This window comes from Dyadobacter arcticus (genome assembly GCF_011762185.1).
Lineage (GTDB): Bacteria > Bacteroidota > Bacteroidia > Cytophagales > Spirosomataceae > Dyadobacter > Dyadobacter arcticus.
This window is the reverse complement of the sequence record NZ_JAASQJ010000006.1, coordinates 92,076-116,353: the sequence shown is the minus strand read 5'-3', so window position 1 is coordinate 116,353 and position 24,278 is coordinate 92,076. Positions and strand designations below refer to the sequence as shown.

Below are 24,278 nucleotides of genomic sequence, written 5' to 3'. Positions count from 1 at the left end.
AGTTTATAGCAGATCATATTTTTGAGCTATGAATGACAATTTATGACTATTAATGACTGCTCGTGTAGAGATGTCGGTCGAAACAAAAATGCCATATTCTTGGTTTACATATTACGAAACACGTTAGAAACTGCATGAAAATAGAACAGATATATACTGGATGCCTGGCTCAGGGCGCTTATTTTATTGTTTCCAATGGAGAGGCGGCGGTGATTGATCCGTTGCGCGAAGTTGAACCGTATATTCAAAAAGCGGCCAAAATTGGGGCTAAGATTAAGTATGTATTTGAAACCCATTTTCATGCAGATTTTGTCTCAGGACATTTGGATTTGTCAGAAAAAACAGGCGCTGATATAGTGTATGGGCCTAATGCAAATACCAGCTTCAAAGCACATATAGCCAAGGATGGCGAGGAATTCAAATTGGGGGACATTGTGATAAAAGCATTACATACGCCCGGGCATACATTGGAGTCTACAAGTTATCTGCTGTTTGATGAGGATAAAAAACCAACTGCACTTTTCAGTGGGGATACCTTATTTATAGGAGATGTAGGTCGCCCGGATCTTGCGCAGAAATGCGATTTAACGAAGGACGATCTCGCAGGATTGCTATTTGACAGCCTGCGTTCCAAGATTATGACCTTACCTGACGATATCACTGTATTTCCCGCGCACGGTGCCGGCTCGGCTTGCGGAAAAAATATGAGCAAGGAAACTTCCGATACTTTGGGCAACCAAAAACGATTCAACTATGCATTACGGGCGGATATGTCCAGGGAAGAGTTTATTAAGGAAGTAACCGCAGGCTTGCCTGAACCCCCACAATATTTTCCGGAGAATGTTAAAATGAACCGGGATGGATATGAAAGTATTGATGACGTTTTGGAACGTGGTGATCAGGCATTATCAGCCGAAGCTTTTGAAGCGAAGGCAAATAATACCGGAGCATTACTACTGGATACCAGAGATGCCTCGGATTTTGCCGCTGGTTACATCCCCAATTCAATTAATATTGGAATGGACGGCAGCTTTGCACCATGGGTAGGAGCATTAATCCCTGACCTGAAACAAAACCTGCTCATTATTACTGAGCCCGGCAAAGAGGAGGAGGTCGTTACCCGCCTTGCCAGAGTCGGCTATGACCATACCATTGGTTATTTAAACGGCGGTTTTGAAAGTTGGGTTGAATCGGGGAAAGGGGTTGATAAGGTGGAATCGGTATCTGCTACCGAATTTTCGGATCTATATAATTCTGGTAATTTAGAAGTCATAGATGTCCGCAAATCGGACGAATTTTCGTCAGGACACATTGAAGGCGCGAAAAATTTGCCTTTGGATTACATTAATGACCTGATGACCGAATTCCCAAAAAACAAAACATTATATATCCATTGCGCCGGAGGCTATCGCTCCATGATCGCCGCCTCGATCCTGAAATCTAGAGGTATTGACGATGTCGTTAATATTGAAGGAGGCTTTGGTGCAGTGTCGAAAACAAGCGTTCCGGTTTTGGAAGGGGTTTAATTTAACCAATTACACTATGAATATCATTGATCTCATTCGCCAGCCTTGGCCCTGGTATATTGCCGGTCCATTGATTGGATTGACTGTGCCAGCGTTGTTATTGCTTGGGAATAAGTCTTTTGGCATTTCTTCATCGTTGCGTCACATTTGTGCGGCTGTTATTCCAGCTAATATTTCCTTTTTTAAATACGATTGGAAAAAGGAATCCTGGAACTTGTTCTTTGTGGCAGGAATAACATTGGGCGGTTTTGTTGCTAATTTTTTCCTGGCTAACCCGAATGCAATTGTAGTGTCTCCGTCAACTCAAAGTGCCTTAGCATCTTTAGGAGTCACGGATTTCTCAGGTTTGATGCCATCTGAAATTTTCAATGCTACCAATATATTTTCTTTAAAAGGCCTGATCTTTTTTGTTTTTGGCGGCTTTCTGATAGGATTTGGAACACGTTATGCGGGCGGGTGTACTTCCGGACATGCGATCATGGGGCTTTCCAACTTACAATGGGCTTCGCTAGTAGCGACAATCAGTTTCATGCTCGGTGGTCTGGTTTGCACACATTTCCTGCTGCCGTTTTTATTGGAACTGGTTAGTTAATTCAAAATTCAACAATGGAAAAACTAAAAAATAGATTTGCATCGGCCATACATGATGGCGATCTGGATTTACTTATGGAAGACGGTTCAGATGGGGCAAATCAACAAAGAACCGCCGAAAGCTTTATTGGTAATCTTAAGTATCTGATCGTAGGCGTGCTTTTCGGAGTTGTTTTTGTTAAAGCTGAAATTGTGTCCTGGTTCAGAATTCAGGAAATGTTCAGGTTTGACTCCTTTCACATGTTTGGCGTGATGGGATCAGCGCTGGCGGTAGGAATGTTGTCAATCTGGTTAATTAAAAAATTTAAGATCAGCACTTTGTCTGGAGAAGAAGTAAGTATTCCTGAAAAGACTTTTAACAAAGGGCAAATTTACGGCGGGCTACTTTTCGGATTTGGATGGGCGATTACCGGAGCTTGTCCGGGGCCACTTTTCGCGCAGATAGGAAGTGGTTTTCTGGCGGTTGGTATAACATTGCTGAGTGCAATAGGAGGAACATGGGTCTATGGCTGGTTGCGGTCCAGACTTCCGCATTGATTATAATTTCCTGGCAATCAGGTAGAGTTGCTCGTCGCCGAGGACGAAAGGATCTGCTTCCAGGTTGCCAAATGTGCCTGTTACCTGCAAGCCAGCAGTTTCGAACATATAACTGATTTCGGAGAGTGTGTAAATGTGCTGGCGGACCATATGGGTTACGCTTTCCGCTCCGGATATAAATGTTTGCTCAGCTTCGATGTAGCCTTCCTCAGGCCTGTAATCGTTTTCTGCAAGATAAATAATACCTTCCTTAACCGGCATCCAGTTTCGAGTTTGAAAGTTAGGCAGGATACTTTCCGCCAGGTTTTCCGTTTGAATTGCATAATAACCACCTTTCTTTAAGGTGTTGGCCACGGCGGTAATCAATTGCTGCGTTTCGCGACGAGGGAAAAAGCTAAAACTGTTTCCAAAACAATAAGCCGCATTAAACGATTTTTCAGGAAAATTGTAGCCCAGCACGTCTGCACATATCACATCGATATCTAATTGTTTCGAGTTCACAGCGGCTTGCAATTCCTCGCAATATTCTGTCGAAATATCAATGCAGGTCAGCTCACACCCAGCTTCGGCTAACGGAATCGCGTGACGACCATAACCTGACAAAACATCCAATATTCTGTTTCCTTCCTTTATTTCCAGGACATCCCGCAAGAAATCGACTTCAAAATCGGTATATTCTTCATTTTGATGCAATTTCCAAGCGCGCTGCGGAAGTCCTTTAAAATATGAATGGTACCAGGCCAAGATTGGGATGTTTAGGTGGGGCCAAATGTAAACAAAAGCCTAGTTACTTCTTCATTAACCCAGGAGTCGCCGTCTTCCGACAACAATCCGGCAACCGATCATGTGCTTTCTGGCTAGCCAACTGTTCGTCAGCATCATACCCTGTATTAATAATGGTTGCTTTAATTGCTTCTGGGGTTGTTTTATTTGGGTTGTATTTGACGGTAACCACCTTGTCTTTCAGGTTCAGATTGGATTCCTTCACACCTTTTGAAAGGCCGAGATTACGTTCGATACGCTCTTTGCACATTTCGCAAATGGCGGAAGTCTTGATTTTGACTTCTTTGTCGTCGCTAGCATGAACATTGGCAACACCAAGAAAAAATGCTGCTAAAAATGATAATATGGTCGTTTTCATAGATTCAGTGTTTAATAGTATGTCAATGATTGTGTGATGTTGAATCGGTTTCGGCCAAAGCTACTTCCTGTAAATCCATTTTGCAGACAGGACATTTGCCTGCTTCGGCGTAGGTTTTGTCGCCTTCGCAATTCATTGGGCAAGCATATTTTTTAGCCTCGGCTGTGGTAGCAGTAGAATCCATTTTTTGTTCGGACTTCCCGCTGTTGCCTGTGCACGCAATGTTTAATAAAAGAAATCCTGCTAAAAGAACTTTGTTCATAATGATTGAAGGTTTGATGGGGTATTCAATTTTAAAAGATTTGTCAGAAGCTTCCAACTTTGTCAAGCGCCTTTCTTGACACATTATTTTTCTTAAAATCACCAGGTGTCATTCCCGTCACTTTTTTGAACTGGTTACTCAAATGCGCGGTGCTGCTGTAAGAAAGTCGCCAGGCGATTTCGCTCATCGTCAGCTCGTTGTAGGATAGCCACTCTTTTACTTTCTCCACTTTTTGGGCTATGATATAATGCTCAATGGTCAGCCCGGTTTCAGAAGAAAACAGGTTACTGATGTATGAATATTCGTACCCAATTTTTTCCGATAAAAAGTCCGAGAAGTTCATTTGGGCAGGTTTCAGGCCTTTCAGATTCTGAATTTCTTCGATGATCAGTGTTTTTATGTTTTCAACCAATGCTAACCTGCGGTCATCAATTACCTCAAAACCATTCACCAGCAAAACCGTTTTTACTTCCTGCAACTTTTCAGGACTTATTCCCGCAACCGTCTCAATTTCACCCAGTTCAACAGATATTAACTCAATCCCAAGCCCAGTTAGCTCCTCACGGACTACGCGTTTGCAGCGGTCGCAGACCATATTTTTAATATATAACTTCATAGTCTTAGTCTTATTTAGGAAATCCGCTACTACCGGACAATTTTATAACGTATTCCTGCATAAATCATTCGCCCTACTACCGGTCCCCAAGCCATACCTGCGTCAAAATGTTCTCCAAATGGCTCATTCGCACCCATAATCGGCGTTTTCTGCCGAAAATTAGCCAGGTTTTCACCACCCAAATAGATATCCCATTTAGAAAAAGTCCGGGTCAACTGTGCATTGAAATTATAAAAAGACGGCGCCATTGTCGAAGTGAATTCGGTTGGTATGTGATGTTCAGGCATTGTTCCCATGAACGGTATCCGTTTTTTTCCATTCCATTGAACAGTGAAATCGAACTTCCATTTGTCATAAGGCAATGCATATCCTGCATTAAAAAGCACCCGGTCGCGACTTACCATCATTCTCGGAAGCAGCATATTTTCATCCAGGTTATTTCTCAATGTTTGCTTTACGTCAAATAACCGATACGCCAGTTTCAGTTCAAAGCGCCTGATCGGCGTAATGTTGGTTTCGATCTGAAAGCTGTTTGCATAAGCCTTACCCGCCAAGTTGTAAAATTTGATGTAACGAGGATCTTCCAAATCCGCCACCAGCTGATTTTCGAAATTGGTCCGGTAAAAATCTGCAATGACATTTCCTTTCATCTCACCAATATTGAACTCCTGAATGACACTCGTTCCAAAATTCCATGACACCTCGGGCCTGATACTTTCACGAAAAACAACATTCCGTGAACTCACCAGATTTCCATAGTATTCGGCCAGCGGATTGGAAACCCGGAAGCCTTTTCCAGCAGAAGCCCGCAATGTTGTCTGCTCGGTCAATTTGTATTTCAAATGTAGCCGCGGCGTCCATTGGGTTCCGTAAATGTTGTGAAAATCGACCCGACCTCCGGCAACCATCACAAACTTATCCAGATTGTTATAAGTGTATTCAAAGAAAGCGCCTGGTACTGACTCATTTCGTGCCAGCCGGATATCCTTATATTGCTCATTATAATTGTCAAGCAAATAGCTTAATCCAGTTTTGTAGGTATGGTTGGTGTTGCCGATGATGGATTGATAAATTAAATTTCCATAAAGCGTTTTTTGGCGACCGTCGTAATTATTTAACCCAAAATACGATTTGGAATCATGAACAGAAGCATTCATAATAAATCCTAAACCTTTGTAGGGCTGATCAGGAAACAGGCGGGCAATTTTGGAAAAAAATTCGTAACGGTTGATCCGCGCCCCGAATCCATAAGCTTGCGTTGTTCCCTTCATTTCTCGCTCAAAATTTTTCTGGCCTCCCAAACGGTCTTCGTACAAAGCTTTGAACCCAAACTGGGCCATCACTTTTTCACTTTGATATTTCCAGCGGTTTATCGCATTGTATTGGGTATAAAGCGGTAAATCCAGAAACCCATCTCCATTTTTATCGATCCGGTTCCGCAAGGTGCTGCCATGTGTCATTAACCCGGTACTCCACTTTTTGTTTAGCTGGTGCGCCAAATTGAGATTGACTTCCGCGCGGCCAAAGTTGTTCACATAAGTGTTCAAATATAGCTTTTCACGCGTATCCGGCTTTTGAAGCTCCACATTGATCTGCCCCGTCATGGATTCATAACCATTCACAATGGAACCGGCGCCCTTTCCTACATCAATGGATTGGATCCAGGTTCCAGGAATGAAATTGAGACCAAAAGTGGACGCAAGACCCCTTATTGAAGGAATATTTTCAATATTAGTCTGAATGTAGGTGCCATTAAGTCCAAGCATCTGGATTTGCTTCGAGCCGGTCACAGCATCGCTGTACGATACCGAAACAGAAGCATTGGTTTCAAAGCTTTCAGACAAATTGCAGCAGGCTGCTTTTGCCAGCGTTCTTGTCGTAATAATTTCGCTTTGGTGAGGCGAAAGCCGGTCAATAGAATTGTTGCTTCCGCGTACCGTCACCTCGCCGAGTGTCTGGTCGTTTTGTAAAACGATCTGCAATTCACTTTCAGCACCAATTTTAATGGTATCGTTGCGAAAACCCACAAAGCTAACAACCAGCGAATTGGATTGTGCTGACCTTGGAATGCTAAACATGCCGGAGGTATCGGTAGCTGTTGCCTGTGAGGTGCCCGACCAATACACATTGGCGCCTGCGATTGGTTTGAGGTCCTTCGTATTGACAATTTGCTCATTCACCGAGCCGGTAATACGTTGGGCTGAAATGGATAGGGGAAAAGTAAAAATGAACCCCGCGATCAGGTACTTAATCATATGTTTTCTTAATCATTGAAAATAGAAATCGGCGGTAAATCCATTCAGATTCTACCGTAAACGATTTTTAATCAATGATATCAGATTATAAACGACTGTATGAAACAGCGCAGACTTCTCCCATGAAGCATGGAAGAAAAGGATATGTCGGGGGAGATAAGCTTAGCAGACGGAAGTATCCACTCGGCCTGAATGAATGCATATGATTTGACTGACCAGGGGATAATGTCAGCAAATACTTTGAGCAACGTTGCATTAACCTGTGTGCCAGAAGATGTTACATCCAGTTTTTCGAATTTCTGGCTTTCCTTGCAGCAATCCGTTTTTTTCAGGAAAATGCCTTTGAATTCTTTAAGTTCTCTGCTTTTGGCACAGCAGGATGAGCTTTCAGAAGCTGATTTTCCTTCTTGGAGAAGCTTAACCAACTTTCCTTTCATCATACACTCATGTTCAATGAGCGCAAATCCGGTGCTGCTGAGCAGAACCAGAAAGGCCATGAAAATGGTAATGGATCGGTGAAAGTTGTTTTTCATTAACTCAAAGATATAAATAATCAGGCTATTTCTTCGGCGGTATAACCAGCCCTTTTCATAAGATCGGCTATTTCATTCGAGGTGTGGCTGGTTTCTACTTTCAGCAACCTTTCGGGACTTAACAAGTCCACCTGCCAGTTCTCAATTGCATTGTCTTTATTAAAAAAAGGGGTAACGGTGGCCACACAGCCGCTGCATTTGATATTGGTTTTAAACTTTAGCGTTTCCATTTGATAAGCATCGCCGAAATTGGGTCTGCCAGTTAAAGATTATTACAATGCAAATATCGCCAGCAACGCATTCGCGAGTGTTACAGAATTATCAAAATGAATTACAAAGTTTTTGGCTGTTACTTTTTTGAAAAGGCAGCGTCTAAGTATCAAATGGTGTTTCACTTAAATGGTATTTGGACATGCTTGGAAGTCGGATTGCAGCAACTGAAGGACAAAGCAGGATTATAATTTATGAGACCGAAGGCGGAGACGCTTCACTGGAAGTTCAGTTAGAAAATGATACCGTATGGCTAACGCAGGCCCAAATGGCGGACTTATTCGGTAAGGAGAGATCGGTCATTTCAAAACATCTTAATCACGTTTTTAGAGAAAATGAACTTGAAAAGGAAGGCAATGTGCATTTTTTGCACATTGCCTTTTCGGATAAGCCAGTCGCGTATTATAGCCTTGATGTCATTATTTCCGTCGGATACAGGGTTAAGTCAAAACGAGGTACCCAATTTCGGATTTGGGCAACTAAGAAGCTGAAAGATGTATTGGTCAGGGGATTTGCGATTCAGGATAAAATTAAATTCGAACAATTGCAGCAGCTAAAGGAGACCGTTGGACTTCTTTCCAATGTATTGCAGCAGAAAGAATTAACAGTTGATGAAGCCAATGGCCTACTGCTCGTGGTTACAAATTTCGCATATGCCCTGGATCTTCTTGATAAATATGATCATCAAAACCTAACGATTGAATCTACATCAAACAGGGAATGCCATAGGATTACATATCAGGAAGCGATTTCTGGTATTAAAGGTTTGAGAATCAAATTTGGAGATCATCGCCTTTTTGGTAACGAAAAGGATGATTCGTTCAAAGGCTCAATCGAGAACATTTATCAAACTTTCGACGGCGTAGATCTATACCAAAGCATCGAAGAGAAGGCCGCACATTTGCTTTATTTCGTAGTTAAAAACCATTCTTTTAGCGATGGGAACAAGAGAATTGCTGCACTGATTTTTATTTGGTTCATGGAGCGTAATAAAATTCTATACAAATCAGACGGCTCTAAACGAATGGCAGATAATGCCTTGGTTGCATTAACATTGATGATTGCAGAAAGTCGGCCAGAGGAAAAAGACACAATGATTAAAGTTGTAGTGAGCCTGATCAATCAAAGAAATTGAAGAAAAACGACATTAAATTACCCCAACAAACCACTTTCCCTAACGTACCTATTTCATTTTAAAATTAAAACCATGAAAAAGCTCCTCCTGCTGCCAATACTATTGATTATCGCTTTGATAACCCTTTCTTTTCAGGATAAAACCATTCCTTTTTACATTGGAACGCAGGATAAAGGTGCCAACTCATCCATTACATTGTGCGAACTTAACCTCGCAACCGGGCAAATAACCCAACTTGATACATTTAACAATTGCGTCGGGCCCGGTTACTTGGCGCTTTCTCCCAATAAAAAGAACTTATATGCCGTTTCAGGCGATCATAAAATAAGTGCATTTTCAATAGGAGCGGATAAGAAATTGACATACATCAACAGCCAACCTTCCGAGGGATTGAATCCTTGTCATGTTTCGGTGCATCCTTCCGGAAAAATGGCTTTTGCCGCTAATTATACGGGCGGAAGTTTTACTACCTACACGTTACAGCCTGATGGAAAAGTGAATGCGCCTGTTTATACCGAACAATTTACCGGAACCGGTCCAAATGTGAAGCGTCAGGAGAAAGCCCACGCACATTTTGCTACTGCCAGTCCGGATGGAAAATTCGTTTACGTGACGGATCTTGGAAGTGATAAGATTATGAATTATGTAGCTGATACAAAGGCAGGCAAACTTACTCCCAATCCCGCACAGCCATTTTTCTCCGGAAAACCAGGTTCAGGTCCGAGGCATTTGATCATTCATCCCTCCGGTAAATCATTATTTCTACTTAACGAGCTGGAAGCGACGCTTACCTCGTGTACAATTGATAAAAACGGCGTGATTACAGCACTGAATACTTATCCGACCATTCCGGCTGATTTTACAGGCGCCAATACCAGTTCGGCGATACATCTCCATCCGAATGGTAAGTTTGTATATGTCTCAAACAGAGGCCATAATTCCATCAGCGCATTCAAGATAAAAGAAAATGGAGAATTGGAAATGGTAGATCAGCAGATCAAATCAATCGCTACACCACGCGATTTTAATGTTGATCCGACGGGCAAATTAATGATCGTTGCCAATCAGTCGGCGGATAATCTGGTGGTCTATGATGTGGATCCCGTTACTGGAAAATTAACCTTCAAGCATGAAAGCATTGGCGTTAAATTGCCTATCTGCATTACATTCTTATAGCTTTCTTGCGATTTTGTTTTGGTAGTAATTCAAAAAATCCTCCAATTGCTCAATAGGCATTTTGCGGGCAATGATCTTTTTGTTTTTATCCAAAACATAGATCATTGGAGTGGTAACGACATCAAACTTCCTGTTGAAATCGATCTGTTTCAATGCATCGTAACCATTGATAAGCTCCTCGAAATGATATGTTTTGATGAAGGACTTCCATTCTTCCATATTATGCTCGGTTGAAATGGTCATCACTTTCACACCATTGGCTTTGTTTTTATCATAAAATGCTTTGAGCGCCGGAGAGGCTTCTTTACAATGTCCGCAGGTTGGGGCAAAGAAGAAAAGAACAGTGTAGTTAGCCTGAATGGTCTGAACACTTACTTTCTTCCCAGTAGGGTCTGTCAAGGTCAGAGCGGGAAAAGTTTTGTTTACCAAAAGGTCTTTTAATGTATTCACCTTCTCCGCTATACGCTTGCGGTTATCGTCTGCTACATTCATTTCACCTGACAGATAATACTTGTTGGCCATATGTACCCACACAGCCTCAGTACCAACCGTTTTTGGATTTTCATACTGATTGGCAATGTAAAAAATGAGCCAATTTTTGGCGTCTTTATTGGCAGAAACCTTTCTTACCATGTAGTCAGCCTCCTTAATGAGGGAATCAGGGGTTTGAACAACCAGATTTTTAAAGTAGCGTTCCATTTTGGGTTCCAGAAACGGCGTGTTCACAATTCTGGTATCTGCAAAATCAAACGAGTCCCAGTAATGTGATTTGTAGTAATTAAACACCCAGATCGAATCTGTTTTGCCATTTGTAAGCTTTGGGGCCGCTGGTATTTCAGGATCAGCAGACATGTTCAGAAGCTTGACTGTGAAGCTATCCTGGTTTTCTTTCAACATTTTCAGTCGGTATGCAGAAAAACTGTCTTGGATGGTTTTCATCTGACTTTTCGAATCTACGCTGCTGCTTTTGCCAAGTATTTCCAGCTGCTTTGAACCGTTTCGTAATTCCCTCTGATAATTATAAAAAAGCTCATTCTCCTTTGAACCCGTTACCTTCATATTGCCAATGATATCTGTTGTATCGGTTTCAATAGAAAAATTGGTTTCTTTCCCTGAATAAACCAGTTCAACCCAACGCTGATTTCCCGGAAAAAGAACGACATAAAGTCCGCCTGGCAAAGCAGTATTTCCTTCAAAAAGCATCTTACCGTTCGCGTCTGCTTTCGCGGTATCCTTGGGTACAAATTGATTATGGCTTCGATTATAATGCCCGATCACCAGTGAAGAATCCCGTATCCCCTTGATGGTCGCCTCAATGTGATAGCCCTGGGCAGATGCATTGGTGAGCAGTGTGAAAGTGAATATTATGAATAAAAGAGCAGTGTGGGTATATACTTTCATCAGATCGGGCAGTTTGCTTATGATTTGTTTATTTGATTAATTGAAGCGTCAAAGGCACAAAATTAATTTCAAAACGACAACTTCAGTCAGGTTCTTATCTAAATGTTTTATTTTCTCTCCAAAGCCATTGACTTTTTGGTCATGCCACTAAGCATCATTCTGTTGCTGCTGGGATATGCTTTGATTATACGAAACAGCCGAAAGCGCCGTCAAACAATTTTTCTAGTTCTGATTTTGCTGCTCCTGATTTCCAATTCTTTTCTGGTCAAGAAGGCCTTTAACTGGTGGGAGCCGCGTTCTATTAACATTAGCACATTGCAGCAATACGAGGTTGGAATATTGTTATCGGGAGGACTCATTGCTTCAAAAAAGCCGAATGCCGACCATATTTACCTGGGAAGCCGCGGTGACAGGGTGTTGCAGACATTCCAACTTTATAAAGCCGGAAAGATTAAAAAGATTCTGATTACGGGTATCAGCCAGGATTTTATGATGAAAAAACGAAAGGGAGAAACCAGATCCGCTGCCGGATTACTGGTAGAGTGGGGAGTTACTCCCGGCGATATTTTATTTGAAGAAAGGGCCAGAAATACGCGTGAGAACGCACTTTTTTCAGCTGCGATATTGAGGACCAGTTTTCCCACAGGAAAGTATCTTCTGATCACTTCGGCATTTCACATGCGAAGGTCGGCGGGTTGTTTTGATAAAGCGGGCATCAAAACGGACATTTTTCCAGCCGACTTTTATGGAGGCTACAATGAATTAACCTTTGAAACTGGATTTCAACCGGATCCGGGTGCCTTGGCGGATTTTAATACATTATGGCACGAGGTAGTCGGTTATCTTGTATATAAAGTGGTAGGTTATTGCTAGTTCAAGCAGTATCAGACACTCAGAATCTTCACCATCCTAAGCAAATCTTCGTTGATTGGTTTTGGCAGGCGGATCGTGTCTTCAAAAGGCGTATAAACGAGGTCGTTGTTAATAATACCAGCCATAACATTTTTTTGTCCGCCAATTAACCCTTCCAATGCGCCGAGTCCGAGACGGCTTGCCAAAATTCGGTCGTAAGCGGATGGTGGCCCGCCACGTTGCGTATGCCCCAATGTGGTTACCCTGATATCTGCATTTTCATCTACCTGTGTTTTGATCTTGTCGGCAACTTCCTGCGCGCTGCCTTCTTCGTCACCCTCCGCGACAATAATAATAGAGGAAGATTTAGAACGGCTCCACCCTTGTTTTAAGGTTTCAACCACCTCAGAAATAGGGGTAAGCACTTCCGGCACCATCACCAATTCCGCACCTCCGGCGATACCAGATTGCACTGCAATGTATCCCGAGTCACGTCCCATTACTTCAATAAAGAAAATCCTGTCGTGTGAGCTGGCAGTATCACGTATCCGGTCTATCGCGTCGAGTGCGGTATTAACAGCCGTGTCAAAACCAATAGTGTAGTCTGTTCCGTATAAGTCGTTATCAATGGTTCCGGGTGCTCCCACGGTAGGAATGCCATATTCGTTCCCAAAAATCATTGCACCCGTAAAAGTACCGTTACCTCCAATCGCTACTAATCCTTCAATCCCTAGTTCAACCAGATTATCGTATGCTTTTTTTCTCCCCTCCGGAGTCATGAAATCTTTGCTTCTTGCTGATTTTAGAATCGTTCCCCCTCTTTGTACTATATTGCTTACCGAGTGCGATTCCATTTTATAAACATCCCCGGCAATCATTCCGCTATATCCTCTTCTTATACCATATACTTCGATACCATGGTAGACAGCTCCACGGACTACCGCCCTGATACAGGCATTCATACCGGGGGCATCTCCTCCTGAGGTAAATACTCCAATTCTTTTCATTTAATTTCGGGTTACTTCTAAGCTAGCTCTGTCTTCTTGTGATCAAACCTTAAAGGCACAATTTCCACAAATTTATCCGGTATTTCCTTTAAATATATGTCCATATTCTTAATTATGTTAAAAAAATGCCGGATGCAGAATTATATTTTACACCCTAAACATATATCAATACTTATATATTTGCGCCAGTTAACGGAAATATAATATTCGATCAAAGTATTCTGACCAATGCGTCACTGTTTGAAAAATTATATTTTTAATAATTTAGTTTATAGCCTCGTTAAAGACCTAAAACCAACCCGCTAGTTCAAAAATATTCCAATGAAAAATCTATTTTCCTGGCAACGCGCCTGGCCGCATCTGGTTGCAGTTCTTGGGTTCATGATCCTATCACTTATATATGTTTCTCCTGTTTTACAAGGCAGGAAATTGGTAGCGACGGATGATTTTATGGCGAAAGGTGCAGCCCGCGAAGTACTCGATTACCACAAGCAAACTGGGGAATGGTCGGCATGGACAAATGGCATGTTTTCGGGCATGCCCGCTTACCTTGTCGCCGCCGATTATCCAACCAGTATCTCCACGAAACTGGGACAGGGAATCAACAGGATTTTACCGGCACCTGCCAACTATTTTTTGATTGGATTAGTAAGTGCTTACATTCTTTTTATTGTATTGGGGGCTGGTGGCTGGCTTTCTGCGGCTGGTGCCATAGCATTTGCATTTTCGGCCTTCAATGTAATTAATCTGGAAGCCGGTCACGTTTCTCAGGTCATTGCCATTATGTACGCGCCGGGTGTAATGGCTGGGGTTATCCTGGCTTTTCGCAAGCATTGGCTGGCCGGATCTGCCGTTGCCGGATTGTTTCTTTCGCTCGAATTATATGCCAACCACGTTCAGATCACCTATTATCTTGGGATCGGAATTGTGATTTTGGTTATTGTTGAAAGCATTTCCTTCCTGAAAAAAGGAATGCTGAAAGATCTGCTGCTGATTCTGGGCGGCTTGACATTCGCGGCAGTCGTGGCAGTTGGAACACATACCACCAGACTTTGGAACGCATATGATTATACTAAAGAAACTATCCGGGGCAAGTCCGAACTGACCGCCCGGGACAAAACACAAGCCGGGGCGCAGGGAAGCGGCCTGGATAAGGAATATGCTTTTACATATAGTTACGGTATAGGGGAATTGCTGACGTTAATTATCCCTAATGCTTACGGAGGTACTTCCTATGGGCCGCTTTCAACAGACTCCGAAACGTATAAAACGCTGACAACGAAAGGTGTAGATCCTTCTGCTGCACAGAATATTGTGAAGCAAATGCCTTTGTACTGGGGTGATCAGCCTATTATGGGCGGCCCCAACTACATCAGCGCTATCGTGTTTTTCTTATTTGTTTTTGGGGTTTTTATTGTCAAAAGCCCATTTAAAGGCTGGATAGTTGGTGTCGTTTTGCTCTACATTATTTGGGCATTGGGTAAGAGTTTCGCCCCAATCAATTATCTCTTCTTCGATTATTTCCCAATGTTCAATAAGTTCAGGGCCATGACCATGGTGGTTTCGCTTGCACAGTTGCTGATGGTAACACTCGGCGTACTTGCGCTGATCAACATTGTCCAAAAGAAAATTACCTGGCATGATTTGCAAAGACCGTTTATTATAACGCTTGGCATAACTGGCGGGTTAATGCTAATTCTTGCAATGATGCCGACGATTTTCTTCAATTTTCAGGCAGCCAGCGATGTTCAGAATCTCGAAAGGTTTGCCCAGCAAACACAGGATAAGGCGTTTGCGCAGCAGATCATCAATGCAATCGTTCAAGACCGGGCAGGGCTGATGAAAGGCGATGCATTAAGAAGCCTGATCTTCGTGTTGCTGATTGCAGGGTTGATCTGGCTTTGGATGAAAGATAAAATCAAGCCTGTTATGATGTATGGAGCACTGCTGCTACTCATCATTTTCGACCTTTTCGGGGTGGATAAGAGATACCTCAATAATGAAGATTTTGTAAGCAATTACGTGGCTCAGGGTAACATCACACCCTCACCAGCGGATGAGCAGATACTGAAAGACACCGACCCGGACTACCGGGTATATGATGTTGCTTCGAGTCAGGGACCCTTCAATAGCGCCGATGCCTCTTATTTTCACAAATCGCTTGGGGGATACCATGGTGCCAAAATGCGTCGCTATCAGGAATTGTTTGAACGCCAGATCGCGACGGAAAAACCGAACATGGAAATCATTAATATGCTGAATACCAAGTATATCATTACTGCGGATCAGCAGGGAAATAAAGTGGCGCAGCCTAATCCTCAGGCTTACGGCCATGCCTGGTTCGTGAAAAATTATAAGTTAGTTCCTAATGCTGATGCGGAAATGAGTGCTTTGAGTTCATTAAATCTTCGGCAGGAAGCAGTACTGGATCAGCGTTTTGCAGGTAAATTAAACGGCTTGAAATTAGAGCCGGATTCGACAGATAAAATAAACCTGATATCCTACAAGCCGAATGAAGTGGTTTATGAGAGTAATTCAAAATGTGAAGGGCTGGCGGTTTTCTCAGAGATCTACTATAATGTTCGGGATGAATGGAAAATCACGATTGACGGCAAACCCGCAGATCTGCTGCGCGCGAATTATATCCTTCGGGCATTGCGTGTTCCCGCAGGAAAACATACGATCAATTTCCGGTTCGAGCCCATATCTGTAGCAACCGGAAGCAAGGTTGATCTCGTAAGCTCCGTTTTGCTGTTGGGCTTGATTGCCGGGGCCGTTTTCATGGAAATTAAAACTAAAAAAAGCCTGGCCTCATGATCACAGACCGCAAATATCCGATTGGCACCTTTAATCCTCAAGATAGTTACACAGACCAAGAAATTGCCGGGCTTATTGCCACCATTGAAAAAGCCCCGGCTGACTATCGAAGTCTTGTCGAAAGTTTATCTGAAAGCGATTTAGAAAATACTTACCGGGAAGGAAGCTGGAATGTCCGGCAATTAATCCATCATGTGGCAGACATTCATCTACTACACTTTCTCAGAATGAAAAAAGCGCTGACTGAGCCTGATTATAAGGAAGTTACCCTCATCAATATGGACGGTTGGGCAAAAACCCCGGAAGCATCCGTGATGCCGATCGAACCTTCGCTTACCATCTTCGAAAATATCGGGTACAGATATATTTATCTAGCCAAAACCCTCACACCGGAGCAACTCGAAATCGCCTACTTCCATCCGGTCAGAAAAATTTGGCTGAGCCAGCAACACGCATTAGCCATGTCGGCCTGGCATGTGTCCCATCATTTTGCGCACGTCCAGTTGGCATTGGGTAGAATTGAATAAAACCTATTTAAACCTCCCCGAAATACCTAATGAAAATAAAATCCGCAATACTCGTTCTGTTCCTGCTGGTTTCTGAACTGACTTTCGGTCAGACTAAACTTTCCATAGTTTTTATAGGCAACAGCATTACCCAGGGAAAAGGAGGCGATAATGGTTTCCCACCACCCACCCACGCAGTAAATTATTTGAAGGAACAAAAAGGCGTGGAAGATGTCAAGTTCATGAACGTGGGCAGGAGTGGGTCTACGACATTGGATTGGCTTCCTGTCAGTGGTAAATTTTTTGAGCTGGCAACAAAGGCAGCGGACAGTCTGTTTGCCCAAAAGGATCATCAGCTGGTGTTTTCAATGAAGCTAGGCACCAATGATAGCGCCATTGAAGGTCCGAATGGGGCGCCGGTTTCGAAAGAGATTTATAAGAAAAATATGCAGGCAATCATTTCTGATTTAATGAACAAGTACCCGGGAAGTAAGGTGGTTGTCCAGCATCCGATCTGGTACAGTACCAATACCTACAACCGTTCAAAATACCTGGCGGAAGGCTTGGAAAGATTGGAAAGCTATATCCCGGAGCTTGATGCGATGGTAAAGGAATATAGGAGTACGAATCCCGACCGGGTTTTTAAAGGCGATACCAAAGCGTTTAAGTATTTTAAAAAACACGCGAAGGAGTTATTTAAGGCGGAAAATGGCCAGCAAGGCGTTTTCTACCTGCATCCAAATGTAGAAGGGGTCGCGATCTTGGGTCAATATTGGGGAAAGGCCATTGCGAAAGCAATCTTGTAAGGCACGATTTTCGATGATGAACTTGCATGAAAATTCTCCTCACCGGCGCTACCGGCTATATTGGTAAGCGACTGCTTCCCGTCCTCCTCGAAAACGGGCATGAAATAGTATGCTGCGTCCGCGATAAAAACCGGTTTCCCACAGAGGGCATTTATGCCCAGCCTGGTATTTCACTGTATGAAGTTGATTTTCTGAACGATGCGTTCAGCGAAACGTTGCCGGAAGGCATTGACATTGCCTATTATCTCATTCATTCCATGAGCTCAGATTCTGGGGATTTTGAGAAAATGGAGGAGCTTTCTGCCAGAAATTTCATCACGCTTATCACAAATTCGGGTATCAGGCAGATCATTTATCTGGGAGGGATTACTAATAGCAAAGAGTTGTCCAAACATTTGTCTTCCAGGAAGAAAGTCGAAGAAGTACTTGGTCGAACTGCTATCCCGCTCACCGCCATAAAGGCCGGGATTATTGTAGGATCCGGCAGCGCATCCTTTGAAATCATACGTGATCTGGTTGAGAAGCTGCCGGTAATGGTAACGCCGAAATGGCTCAACACCAAAAGCAAGCCAATCGCAATCCGGAACATTCTGGAATATTTGAATGGGGTGTTACTGAATGAAAAAACATTTGGACGTTCGTTTGATGTGGGCGGCCCGGAAGTGCTGACTTACCGGGAAATGCTGTTGCAATTTGCAGAAGTACGTGGCTTGAAAAGGTACATCCTTACAGTGCCGGTGATGACGCCCAAACTGTCTTCTTATTGGCTTTATTTTGTGACTTCTACGTCCTTTAAGCTTGCTTCCAATCTCGTTAACAGCATGAAAGTAGACGTTGTGCCTGAGAACAATGAATTGGAGGAAATGCTGGGTATCAAGCCAATATCCTACAAGGAATCTGTTTCTATGGCTTTTCAGAAGATCGAGCAAAATAATGTGGTTTCAAGCTGGAAAGATTCGTTCGTATCCAGTTACGTGAACAGTTATATGATCGAACATATCCGTATTCCCAAAGCCGGCTGTTTTACGGATAAGCGACAAAAGGAAATTAAGGAAGATGTGGATCAGGTGGTCGAAAACATCTGGTCCATCGGTGGCCGTCGCGGCTGGTATTACGGAAATTGGATGTGGAATTTGAGAGGGTTTATGGATAAAATGGTTGGAGGCGTAGGCTTGCGGCGCGGCAGGACCAATGCCCACAATATTCACAGCGGTGATACATTGGATTTCTGGCGCGTACTCGCCGCAGACAAGCTCAACAAAAGGCTGCTCTTATATGCAGAAATGAAACTCCCCGGCGAAGCCTGGCTGGAATTCAAAATAGTCACCAAAGACTCTAAAAATTACCTTCAGCAAACAGCCACCTTCCGTCCGAAGGGATTATTGGGCAGATTGTACTGGTATTCCGTGCTGCCTTTTCACTTTTTTGTTTTTGAAGGAATGGTTAATAATGTGATCGGGTTTAGGGATGCTGGATAATCTGGACATTTATTTTCGAACTGGTTTCAGCCCGAGCATCGGTTTGGTGCCAATAGAAGCGGGTTGTTTCGGGAGTGTTAGCAGACTGGTAATGGGGTGTGATTCAATGTAATCTCGATGTCCGGTAATATATCTATTAATGATAAACGATTCCTCGCGTTCGAAAGAAATTCCCTGTTCGCCAGCAAATGCAGACATATCATACAGTTTCTTATGCCAGAATGCAGCATTCAGATCGCCATCAAAATGATAATGATTCTCAAAACCATGGTCGAATTTGAAATGTATGGGCTTTCCAACATTGTTCAGCAGGCTTTCCGGTGTGCCTGTCAGGGTTATGGGGATGTAAGTTTTCTTGTCATAAATAAATCCGCCATAGTTGTTTTTAATATGTTCCCGCATACTTCGTGGCGCGTCGCCCACCAGCAGGACGTCGACAAGCAGTATTAGTTTCGCCGCATTAAATTGAGAGGTGTTTTCGATTAGGGGGAGTGTTGAGATGCGGATCATTGGGGAAATGGCTAGGATTGAGCAAATGTATGTTCAATAAATGGACAGAAATTGATACATGTCCAATTTTCGCCAACAATTGGACATGTTATTCAATTTAGCTTAACACTAAATTTAAAATACTCAAAAAGCGGCATGATAATTTTGCCTGGACTTATGCAGATTATTTAAATCAAAGAAGTATAATGGTAAAAACATACAGATTCATAGCCCTCCTCGGAGATGGTCGGGAACGGTACAGCGATGAGGAGTTAGATGCGGAATGGCCGACTGAACCGGTCGTAATCGATGCATTCGGTTTTTCCGACGTTTACAGATATTCGGGATTTGTTTTCTTGAATGAAGATTGGTATACCAAATACAGCAGAAACTGGCAGATTAGTACCGCCAGGATCGATCAGGTTTTGGTTGATCTTGTAAAATATTCGGTGAAGGATTGTTCATCTGAAAATCTGGCCAAAATTAAGGCATATCTGCAATCGCCGCCCGAGTGGCCTGAGGAGGCTCTCGCAATCTGGAAAGGATTTTACGATCCCGATTTGAAGCGTATTTGATTTTAAATCCCCGGATTGAAATCCGGGGGTAGGAAATAGGTCATGCCTCTGGCATTTATTAGCTCTCCAACTTTAAATGTCCACAGACTGACGGTGCGCCTAGTGAAAGCAAAATAGATGGCCTGCAATGCGCCTTCTTTTTCCTTTTGCAGTCAATGCTCAGGCTAAGTAAGGTTTGATTACGTAATTGGCAGCCGGGAGTTGTGGAGAAACCAGCCAGCGAATTGCTGTCGTCAGTGTATTTGTGGAGCGTAGAATGACAGCTGGAATTACAGAATAGAGTGGACCAAAAGCGGATGATTCTCTGAGTAGATGGACTCGTACAACTTCATATAAGCCTCAAACATGATCCGGATCGTGAAGAAATTTTCATAAGATTTTCTGGCTTCAAACCGGGATGAATCAAGTAAGTCTTTGTTTTCAATGTATTCGGAAATTGCAGATACAAACGTGCTTCTGTCGTTTTTTAAAGCTACCCCATTTCTTCCGTTGAGCATTTCAGGAATGCCACCCACATTAGACGCTACCACGGGAACCGAATAGCAAAGGGCTTCAATAATTGATACTGGCATTCCCTCGTAATTGGAAGGAAGCATGAATAAATCCACATATTTCAGAAAGCGGTGGGCATTTTCAACTTGTCCCAGGCAATGCACATTTTCGGGCGTATCATATACTTGCTCCTTATTACCTATCCAAAAAAAGTGAACCGGATAGTCCTTCATCTGCTCCGCAACCTCACAGAATAAATCAAACTTCTTTTGCGCCGAAATCCGCGCTATGCACAGGACCTTGAAGCCTTTCTTTGATTGTATGGCATGTCGCAGTTCTTCATCAAGTTCAGTTTCTTTTTCCTTATGAAATTGGAAAAAATCACTTATTCCATTGTAAATGCACTTTACATTGCTTTTGATACCCTCCGCCATCAAATTGTTGACATCATATTTGCTTACGCCGACAATATGTTTTGAGCGCGTCTGGAGTAATTTTTCGAGATAAAGGAATTTTCGAAATGCAAGGCGTATGGAATCGAAGCCGTGAACGGTATAAACTATTTTTTGAGTCGGGAAAGCAAGCCGACCCAAAACTCCGATCTTGGATGAGTGGAGATGAATAACGTCCGGACGAAAGGTTATATTGATTTTTCGTAATTCGCGAATGACCCGCAGATCATCACCAAGCCTAATGCTTCTCTTCAGTGATGGTATTTTCCATTGAAGGACTTCTTTCGGCAGCAAGTTCCATAATTCGCCTTTCACAGATGACGCAACCATGACTTGATTGCCGAACACGGCTGATTCTTTTGCCAGATTTAAAACTACTGATTGTGCGCCTCCGATTTCAGCCAGAGTAACGATATGTAAAATTCGCATTTGATGATTATGAGGGGGGTATTGCTGTGGGTTCACTGAGTGCTACTGTCTCACGTCAAACTTAGATTTTTGACGTTGTTAGTTTCATAAGGAAAATAAATATTATGAATTAGTTGTTGTGTGGTCGATAAAATTTATTTAGCGGTAATGTTTGGTTAAAGAAAGATGCAAAGAATATTGCTGATGTGGACAATTTGGATACAAGGTAGTTTCGTATAATCTTAAATTAAAATTTACTTTGACCTTTCGTTGCGTCAATTCCAATTATCTAAACAGCATTAGCATGCAGGAAGACATTCTTTTCCAGATCAGTAATAAATTAAAGGAGGCAAGGAAAAATAAAGGGGTAACACTTCAGGAAATTGCCGATGAGGCCGGTGTTACGAAAAGCCTGGTTTCTCAGATTGAAAACAGCAGGACCATTCCTTCTCTGCCTGTCATGTTGGGGCTGATCAAGGCGCTGGATATCGACCTTAATGTTTTTTTTAAAGACATCATTTCAACCGCCCCGGGAGATAATGTTTTAATCAGGCGAAAGGAAGATTACCAGCCATTCACCAAGGAAAACGCCAAAGGATATCATTACCTACGCATCTTCAGCAAGCAGTTTAAGGATAACCATATTGATGTGGTCCTCCTTCGGCTGGAAAAAGATGCGCGAAGACCGATGGTTCGCACCAATGCCTATGAATTCAAATATGTGCTGCAGGGTTCGGTCGAATACACGGTTGGAAAAAACAAGTACATTCTTAATCAGGGCGATTCTATGTTTTTTGATGCCAATGAACTTCACAATCCGAAATGCATCAACGGGGACGAAGTGTTACTGCTCGTCATCTACTTTTTTAATGAAGCTTAATGGCCGGATGAGTATAAATTTGACCTTAACTTTGAAGCAGAAAGTTAAATATTAATTAACATTTGAATAATGTATTTTTGGTTAGCGCTCTCTATTTTTGTCGTATACACGCTATGTTATCTTGGAAGGTTCAGTATTAGTTCACCAATTATACGTTCAAAATGTCAATAGAACTTGTTGTTTTCGATATGGCCGGAACCACTGTCAGCGACAAAAATTTTGTAGGGATCGCCTTTCAGCAGGCCATGAAATCGCAGGGATATGATATCGCAATTGACGATGTAAATCCGCTGATGGGATACGAAAAACCCCTGGCTATTAAAATGATGCTTGAAGTTCGTGAAGTCAACAAATCAAAAATCACGGATGAGCTCGTTACCGAAATCCACACCCATTTTGTGGAGGGAATGATTGCATTTTATAAAAGTACCCAGGAAATCGCCCCACTACCCAACGTGGAGGAAACGTTTGCAACGCTTCGCGCTGACGGAATCAAAATCGCCCTCAATACCGGTTTTTCGAAAGACATTGCAGATGTGATTATTGATCGTCTGGGATGGAAAGACAAAATAGATTTGATGGTTGCCAGCGATGAAGTGCCATTTGGTCGCCCTTACCCGGATATGATTCGACGAATTATGACAGAACTGGGCGTAAACTCTCCGGATAATGTGGCCAAAGTAGGTGATACTGAGGTAGATGTCAATGAGGGAATCAATGCAGGCTGCAAATATGTGATTGGCATTACAACCGGTGCATTTACCCGCGAAGAGCTGCTTCCTTACAAGCCGACACACATCATTGACAACATTGCTGATGTCATCGGCATCATTTCAGCCAGCCATGCCTTCGCGGCTCAGAAGAGTTAATCTCTATATCAATTAAAATTCATTGGGATGAGCAAATCTGCTATTGTCATAGGAGCAGGGATCGTTGGGCTTGCGACAGCAAGAGCTTTGGCGTCAAGGAATTATCAGGTAACAGTAATTGAAAGATCTTCGAAAGCGATTGGTGCCTCCATCAGGAATTTTGGTATGGTATGGCCTATTGGTCAGCCGGAGGGTACTTTATATGAAAGGGCACTTCATGCAAAAAGCATTTGGAAAGAAGTGCTTGAAGGGGCGAAATGCTGGTCTTATGAAGGTGGAAGTCTTCACATGGCTTATCAAAATGACGAATTTGAAGTGTTGCAGCAGTTTGTCGAGGTGAGCAGTTATCGTCCCGTGAGCATTCTGAATGCTTTTGAAACACTGGAAAAGTCGCCTGCGGTAAATGGGAACGGATTATTAGGCTCTCTGTATTCCGAAGATGAAATGATCGTTGATCCTCGGGAAGCCATCGCTGCCATTCCCGGTTACCTGACCGCCAAACTCGGTGTTACTTTCATCTGGAACACCGCAATTTCGGACATATCGTATCCCAATGTTTATTCAGGAGTAAAAAGCTGGTCTGCGGATGAAATTTTTGTCTGCAGCGGCCAGGATTTTGAGACATTATATCCGGAACATTTTTCAGAAGCTCCGTTAACAAAATGTAAACTCCAAATGCTTCGCCTGGAAGCGCAGCCGGATAATTGGAGAATTGGTCCGGCATTGTGCGGCGGACTGTCCCTCATACATTACCACGGCTTCAAAGCAGCCGCATCATTACCCGGATTGAAAGCCCGCTACGAAGCTGAATATGCTGAACATTTAAAGTGGGGAATCCATGTGATGGCTTCACAAAATGGCTTGGGCGAAATTACCGTGGGAGATTCCCACGAATATGCATTAACCTTCGATCCGTTCGACAGGGAATTTATCAACACCATGATCCTGGATTATCTGGCCACATTTGCCCGGTTCAAATCTCCAAAAGTTTTCCAAACCTGGCATGGTATCTATCCCAAATTGACCAACGGCGCAACCGAAATTGTAATCAAACCGGAAAGTGGTGTCACCATCATCAACGGCCTCGGCGGCAATGGAATGACCCTCTCTTTTGGCCTCTGCGACGAAGTGGTAGGAGGTAGCTACACACCATCTTAAAACTTGAAATCCCAACTATTCCTAAATCCTACTCTATACCCTCAAC

25 protein-coding genes are annotated in these 24,278 nt (G+C 43.0%); 14 read left to right on the top strand and 11 right to left on the bottom strand.

Going from position 1 to position 24,278, the window contains the following annotated elements; genetic code table 11:
• Window positions 1-134 precede the first annotated feature (134 nt).
• The 3 genes from FHS68_RS24160 (at window position 135) to FHS68_RS24150 (ending at window position 2,654) form a co-directional block, all read left to right on the top strand.
• Window positions 135-1,526 (top strand): MBL fold metallo-hydrolase, encoded by a 1,392-nt coding sequence (locus FHS68_RS24160; RefSeq protein ID WP_167276138.1) that lies wholly within the window; start codon window positions 135-137, stop codon window positions 1,524-1,526.
• 16 nt (window positions 1,527-1,542) lie between these two features.
• On the top strand, window positions 1,543-2,118 hold the full coding sequence (locus FHS68_RS24155; protein WP_208408428.1) for a YeeE/YedE family protein: 576 nt from the start codon (window positions 1,543-1,545) through the stop codon (window positions 2,116-2,118).
• 74 nt (window positions 2,119-2,192) lie between these two features.
• The gene (locus FHS68_RS24150) at window positions 2,193-2,654 is read left to right on the top strand and encodes a DUF6691 family protein (protein ID WP_167276496.1); all 462 of its coding nucleotides are present in this window, start codon (window positions 2,193-2,195) and stop codon (window positions 2,652-2,654) included.
• Here FHS68_RS24150 and FHS68_RS24145 read toward each other — a convergent pair whose 3' ends face one another.
• From FHS68_RS24145 to FHS68_RS24115, 7 genes are all read right to left on the bottom strand, one after another.
• Window positions 2,655-3,398, bottom strand: a complete 744-nt coding sequence (locus tag FHS68_RS24145; RefSeq protein WP_167276136.1) for a class I SAM-dependent methyltransferase — start codon at window positions 3,396-3,398, stop codon at window positions 2,655-2,657.
• A gap of 43 nt (window positions 3,399-3,441) precedes the next feature.
• Complete coding sequence (locus FHS68_RS24140; RefSeq protein ID WP_167276133.1) at window positions 3,442-3,795, bottom strand: heavy-metal-associated domain-containing protein; 354 nt, start codon at window positions 3,793-3,795, stop codon at window positions 3,442-3,444.
• Between the two features lie 22 nt (window positions 3,796-3,817).
• Complete coding sequence (locus tag FHS68_RS24135; protein WP_167276131.1) at window positions 3,818-4,057, bottom strand: heavy metal-binding domain-containing protein; 240 nt, start codon at window positions 4,055-4,057, stop codon at window positions 3,818-3,820.
• A 43-nt stretch (window positions 4,058-4,100) separates the two neighbouring features.
• The gene (locus tag FHS68_RS24130; protein WP_167276128.1) at window positions 4,101-4,673 is read right to left on the bottom strand and encodes a helix-turn-helix domain-containing protein; all 573 of its coding nucleotides are present in this window, start codon (window positions 4,671-4,673) and stop codon (window positions 4,101-4,103) included.
• Window positions 4,674-4,702: 29 nt separating this feature from the next.
• The gene (locus FHS68_RS24125) at window positions 4,703-6,928 is read right to left on the bottom strand and encodes a TonB-dependent receptor (RefSeq protein ID WP_167276127.1); all 2,226 of its coding nucleotides are present in this window, start codon (window positions 6,926-6,928) and stop codon (window positions 4,703-4,705) included.
• An 80-nt stretch (window positions 6,929-7,008) separates the two neighbouring features.
• The gene (locus FHS68_RS24120) at window positions 7,009-7,461 is read right to left on the bottom strand and encodes an HYC_CC_PP family protein (RefSeq protein WP_167276125.1); all 453 of its coding nucleotides are present in this window, start codon (window positions 7,459-7,461) and stop codon (window positions 7,009-7,011) included.
• Window positions 7,462-7,481: 20 nt separating this feature from the next.
• Window positions 7,482-7,691 carry a heavy-metal-associated domain-containing protein gene (locus tag FHS68_RS24115; protein WP_167276123.1) on the bottom strand — a complete coding sequence of 70 codons (210 nt, stop codon included), beginning with the start codon at window positions 7,689-7,691 and terminating at the stop codon, window positions 7,482-7,484.
• A 182-nt stretch (window positions 7,692-7,873) separates the two neighbouring features.
• On the opposite strand from FHS68_RS24115, the gene FHS68_RS24110 reads away from it, so the two are divergent.
• Window positions 7,874-8,866 (top strand): virulence RhuM family protein/type II toxin-antitoxin system death-on-curing family toxin, encoded by a 993-nt coding sequence (locus FHS68_RS24110; protein WP_167276121.1) that lies wholly within the window; start codon window positions 7,874-7,876, stop codon window positions 8,864-8,866.
• A gap of 72 nt (window positions 8,867-8,938) precedes the next feature.
• Window positions 8,939-10,042 (top strand): lactonase family protein, encoded by a 1,104-nt coding sequence (locus FHS68_RS24105; protein ID WP_167276119.1) that lies wholly within the window; start codon window positions 8,939-8,941, stop codon window positions 10,040-10,042.
• Here FHS68_RS24105 and FHS68_RS24100 read toward each other — a convergent pair.
• Window positions 10,037-11,443, bottom strand: a complete 1,407-nt coding sequence (locus tag FHS68_RS24100; protein ID WP_167276117.1) for a TlpA family protein disulfide reductase — start codon at window positions 11,441-11,443, stop codon at window positions 10,037-10,039. The two genes, FHS68_RS24105 and FHS68_RS24100, sit on opposite strands and share 6 nt — an antisense overlap.
• Window positions 11,444-11,545: 102 nt before the next feature.
• On the opposite strand from FHS68_RS24100, the gene FHS68_RS24095 reads away from it, so the two are divergent.
• Window positions 11,546-12,316, top strand: a complete 771-nt coding sequence (locus FHS68_RS24095) for a YdcF family protein (protein ID WP_167276115.1) — start codon at window positions 11,546-11,548, stop codon at window positions 12,314-12,316.
• A gap of 11 nt (window positions 12,317-12,327) precedes the next feature.
• Here the strand turns inward: FHS68_RS24095 and pfkA are convergent, their stop codons facing one another.
• Window positions 12,328-13,302, bottom strand: coding sequence for a 6-phosphofructokinase (gene pfkA / locus FHS68_RS24090; RefSeq protein WP_167276113.1), 975 nt, complete (start codon window positions 13,300-13,302; stop codon window positions 12,328-12,330).
• A gap of 321 nt (window positions 13,303-13,623) precedes the next feature.
• Between pfkA and FHS68_RS24085 the strand changes: the two genes are divergently transcribed.
• The 4 genes from FHS68_RS24085 to FHS68_RS24070 are packed head-to-tail and all read left to right on the top strand — an operon-like array spanning window position 13,624 to window position 18,909.
• On the top strand, window positions 13,624-16,119 hold the full coding sequence (locus FHS68_RS24085; RefSeq protein ID WP_167276110.1) for a YfhO family protein: 2,496 nt from the start codon (window positions 13,624-13,626) through the stop codon (window positions 16,117-16,119).
• Window positions 16,116-16,646, top strand: a complete 531-nt coding sequence (locus tag FHS68_RS24080; RefSeq protein WP_208408427.1) for a YfiT family bacillithiol transferase — start codon at window positions 16,116-16,118, stop codon at window positions 16,644-16,646. The genes FHS68_RS24085 and FHS68_RS24080 overlap by 4 nt, the downstream gene beginning before the upstream one ends.
• A 29-nt stretch (window positions 16,647-16,675) precedes the next feature.
• A complete protein-coding gene (locus tag FHS68_RS24075; RefSeq protein ID WP_167276109.1) occupies window positions 16,676-17,431 on the top strand; it encodes a GDSL-type esterase/lipase family protein in 756 nt (251 codons plus the stop codon).
• 26 nt (window positions 17,432-17,457) lie between these two features.
• The gene (locus FHS68_RS24070) at window positions 17,458-18,909 is read left to right on the top strand and encodes an SDR family oxidoreductase (RefSeq protein WP_167276106.1); all 1,452 of its coding nucleotides are present in this window, start codon (window positions 17,458-17,460) and stop codon (window positions 18,907-18,909) included.
• Window positions 18,910-18,918: 9 nt separating this feature from the next.
• On the opposite strand, the gene FHS68_RS24065 is transcribed toward FHS68_RS24070, so the two are convergent.
• A complete protein-coding gene (locus FHS68_RS24065; RefSeq protein WP_167276104.1) occupies window positions 18,919-19,419 on the bottom strand; it encodes a hypothetical protein in 501 nt (166 codons plus the stop codon).
• A 185-nt stretch (window positions 19,420-19,604) separates the two neighbouring features.
• Here FHS68_RS24065 and FHS68_RS24060 point away from each other — a divergent pair, with 185 nt between their 5' ends.
• The gene (locus tag FHS68_RS24060) at window positions 19,605-19,973 is read left to right on the top strand and encodes a hypothetical protein (RefSeq protein ID WP_167276101.1); all 369 of its coding nucleotides are present in this window, start codon (window positions 19,605-19,607) and stop codon (window positions 19,971-19,973) included.
• Between the two features lie 269 nt (window positions 19,974-20,242).
• On the opposite strand, the gene FHS68_RS24055 is transcribed toward FHS68_RS24060, so the two are convergent.
• Window positions 20,243-21,346, bottom strand: a complete 1,104-nt coding sequence (locus FHS68_RS24055) for a glycosyltransferase (RefSeq protein WP_167276099.1) — start codon at window positions 21,344-21,346, stop codon at window positions 20,243-20,245.
• A gap of 283 nt (window positions 21,347-21,629) precedes the next feature.
• Here FHS68_RS24055 and FHS68_RS24050 point away from each other — a divergent pair, with 283 nt between their 5' ends.
• The 3 genes from FHS68_RS24050 (at window position 21,630) to FHS68_RS24040 (ending at window position 24,232) form a co-directional block, all read left to right on the top strand.
• Entirely contained in the window at window positions 21,630-22,205 is a 576-nt protein-coding gene (locus FHS68_RS24050; protein WP_167276096.1) for a helix-turn-helix domain-containing protein, read from the top strand.
• Window positions 22,206-22,366: 161 nt separating this feature from the next.
• The gene (locus tag FHS68_RS24045; RefSeq protein WP_167276094.1) at window positions 22,367-23,074 is read left to right on the top strand and encodes an HAD-IA family hydrolase; all 708 of its coding nucleotides are present in this window, start codon (window positions 22,367-22,369) and stop codon (window positions 23,072-23,074) included.
• Between the two features lie 27 nt (window positions 23,075-23,101).
• Window positions 23,102-24,232, top strand: coding sequence for a TIGR03364 family FAD-dependent oxidoreductase (locus FHS68_RS24040; protein ID WP_167276091.1), 1,131 nt, complete (start codon window positions 23,102-23,104; stop codon window positions 24,230-24,232).
• Window positions 24,233-24,278: the final 46 nt, after the last annotated feature.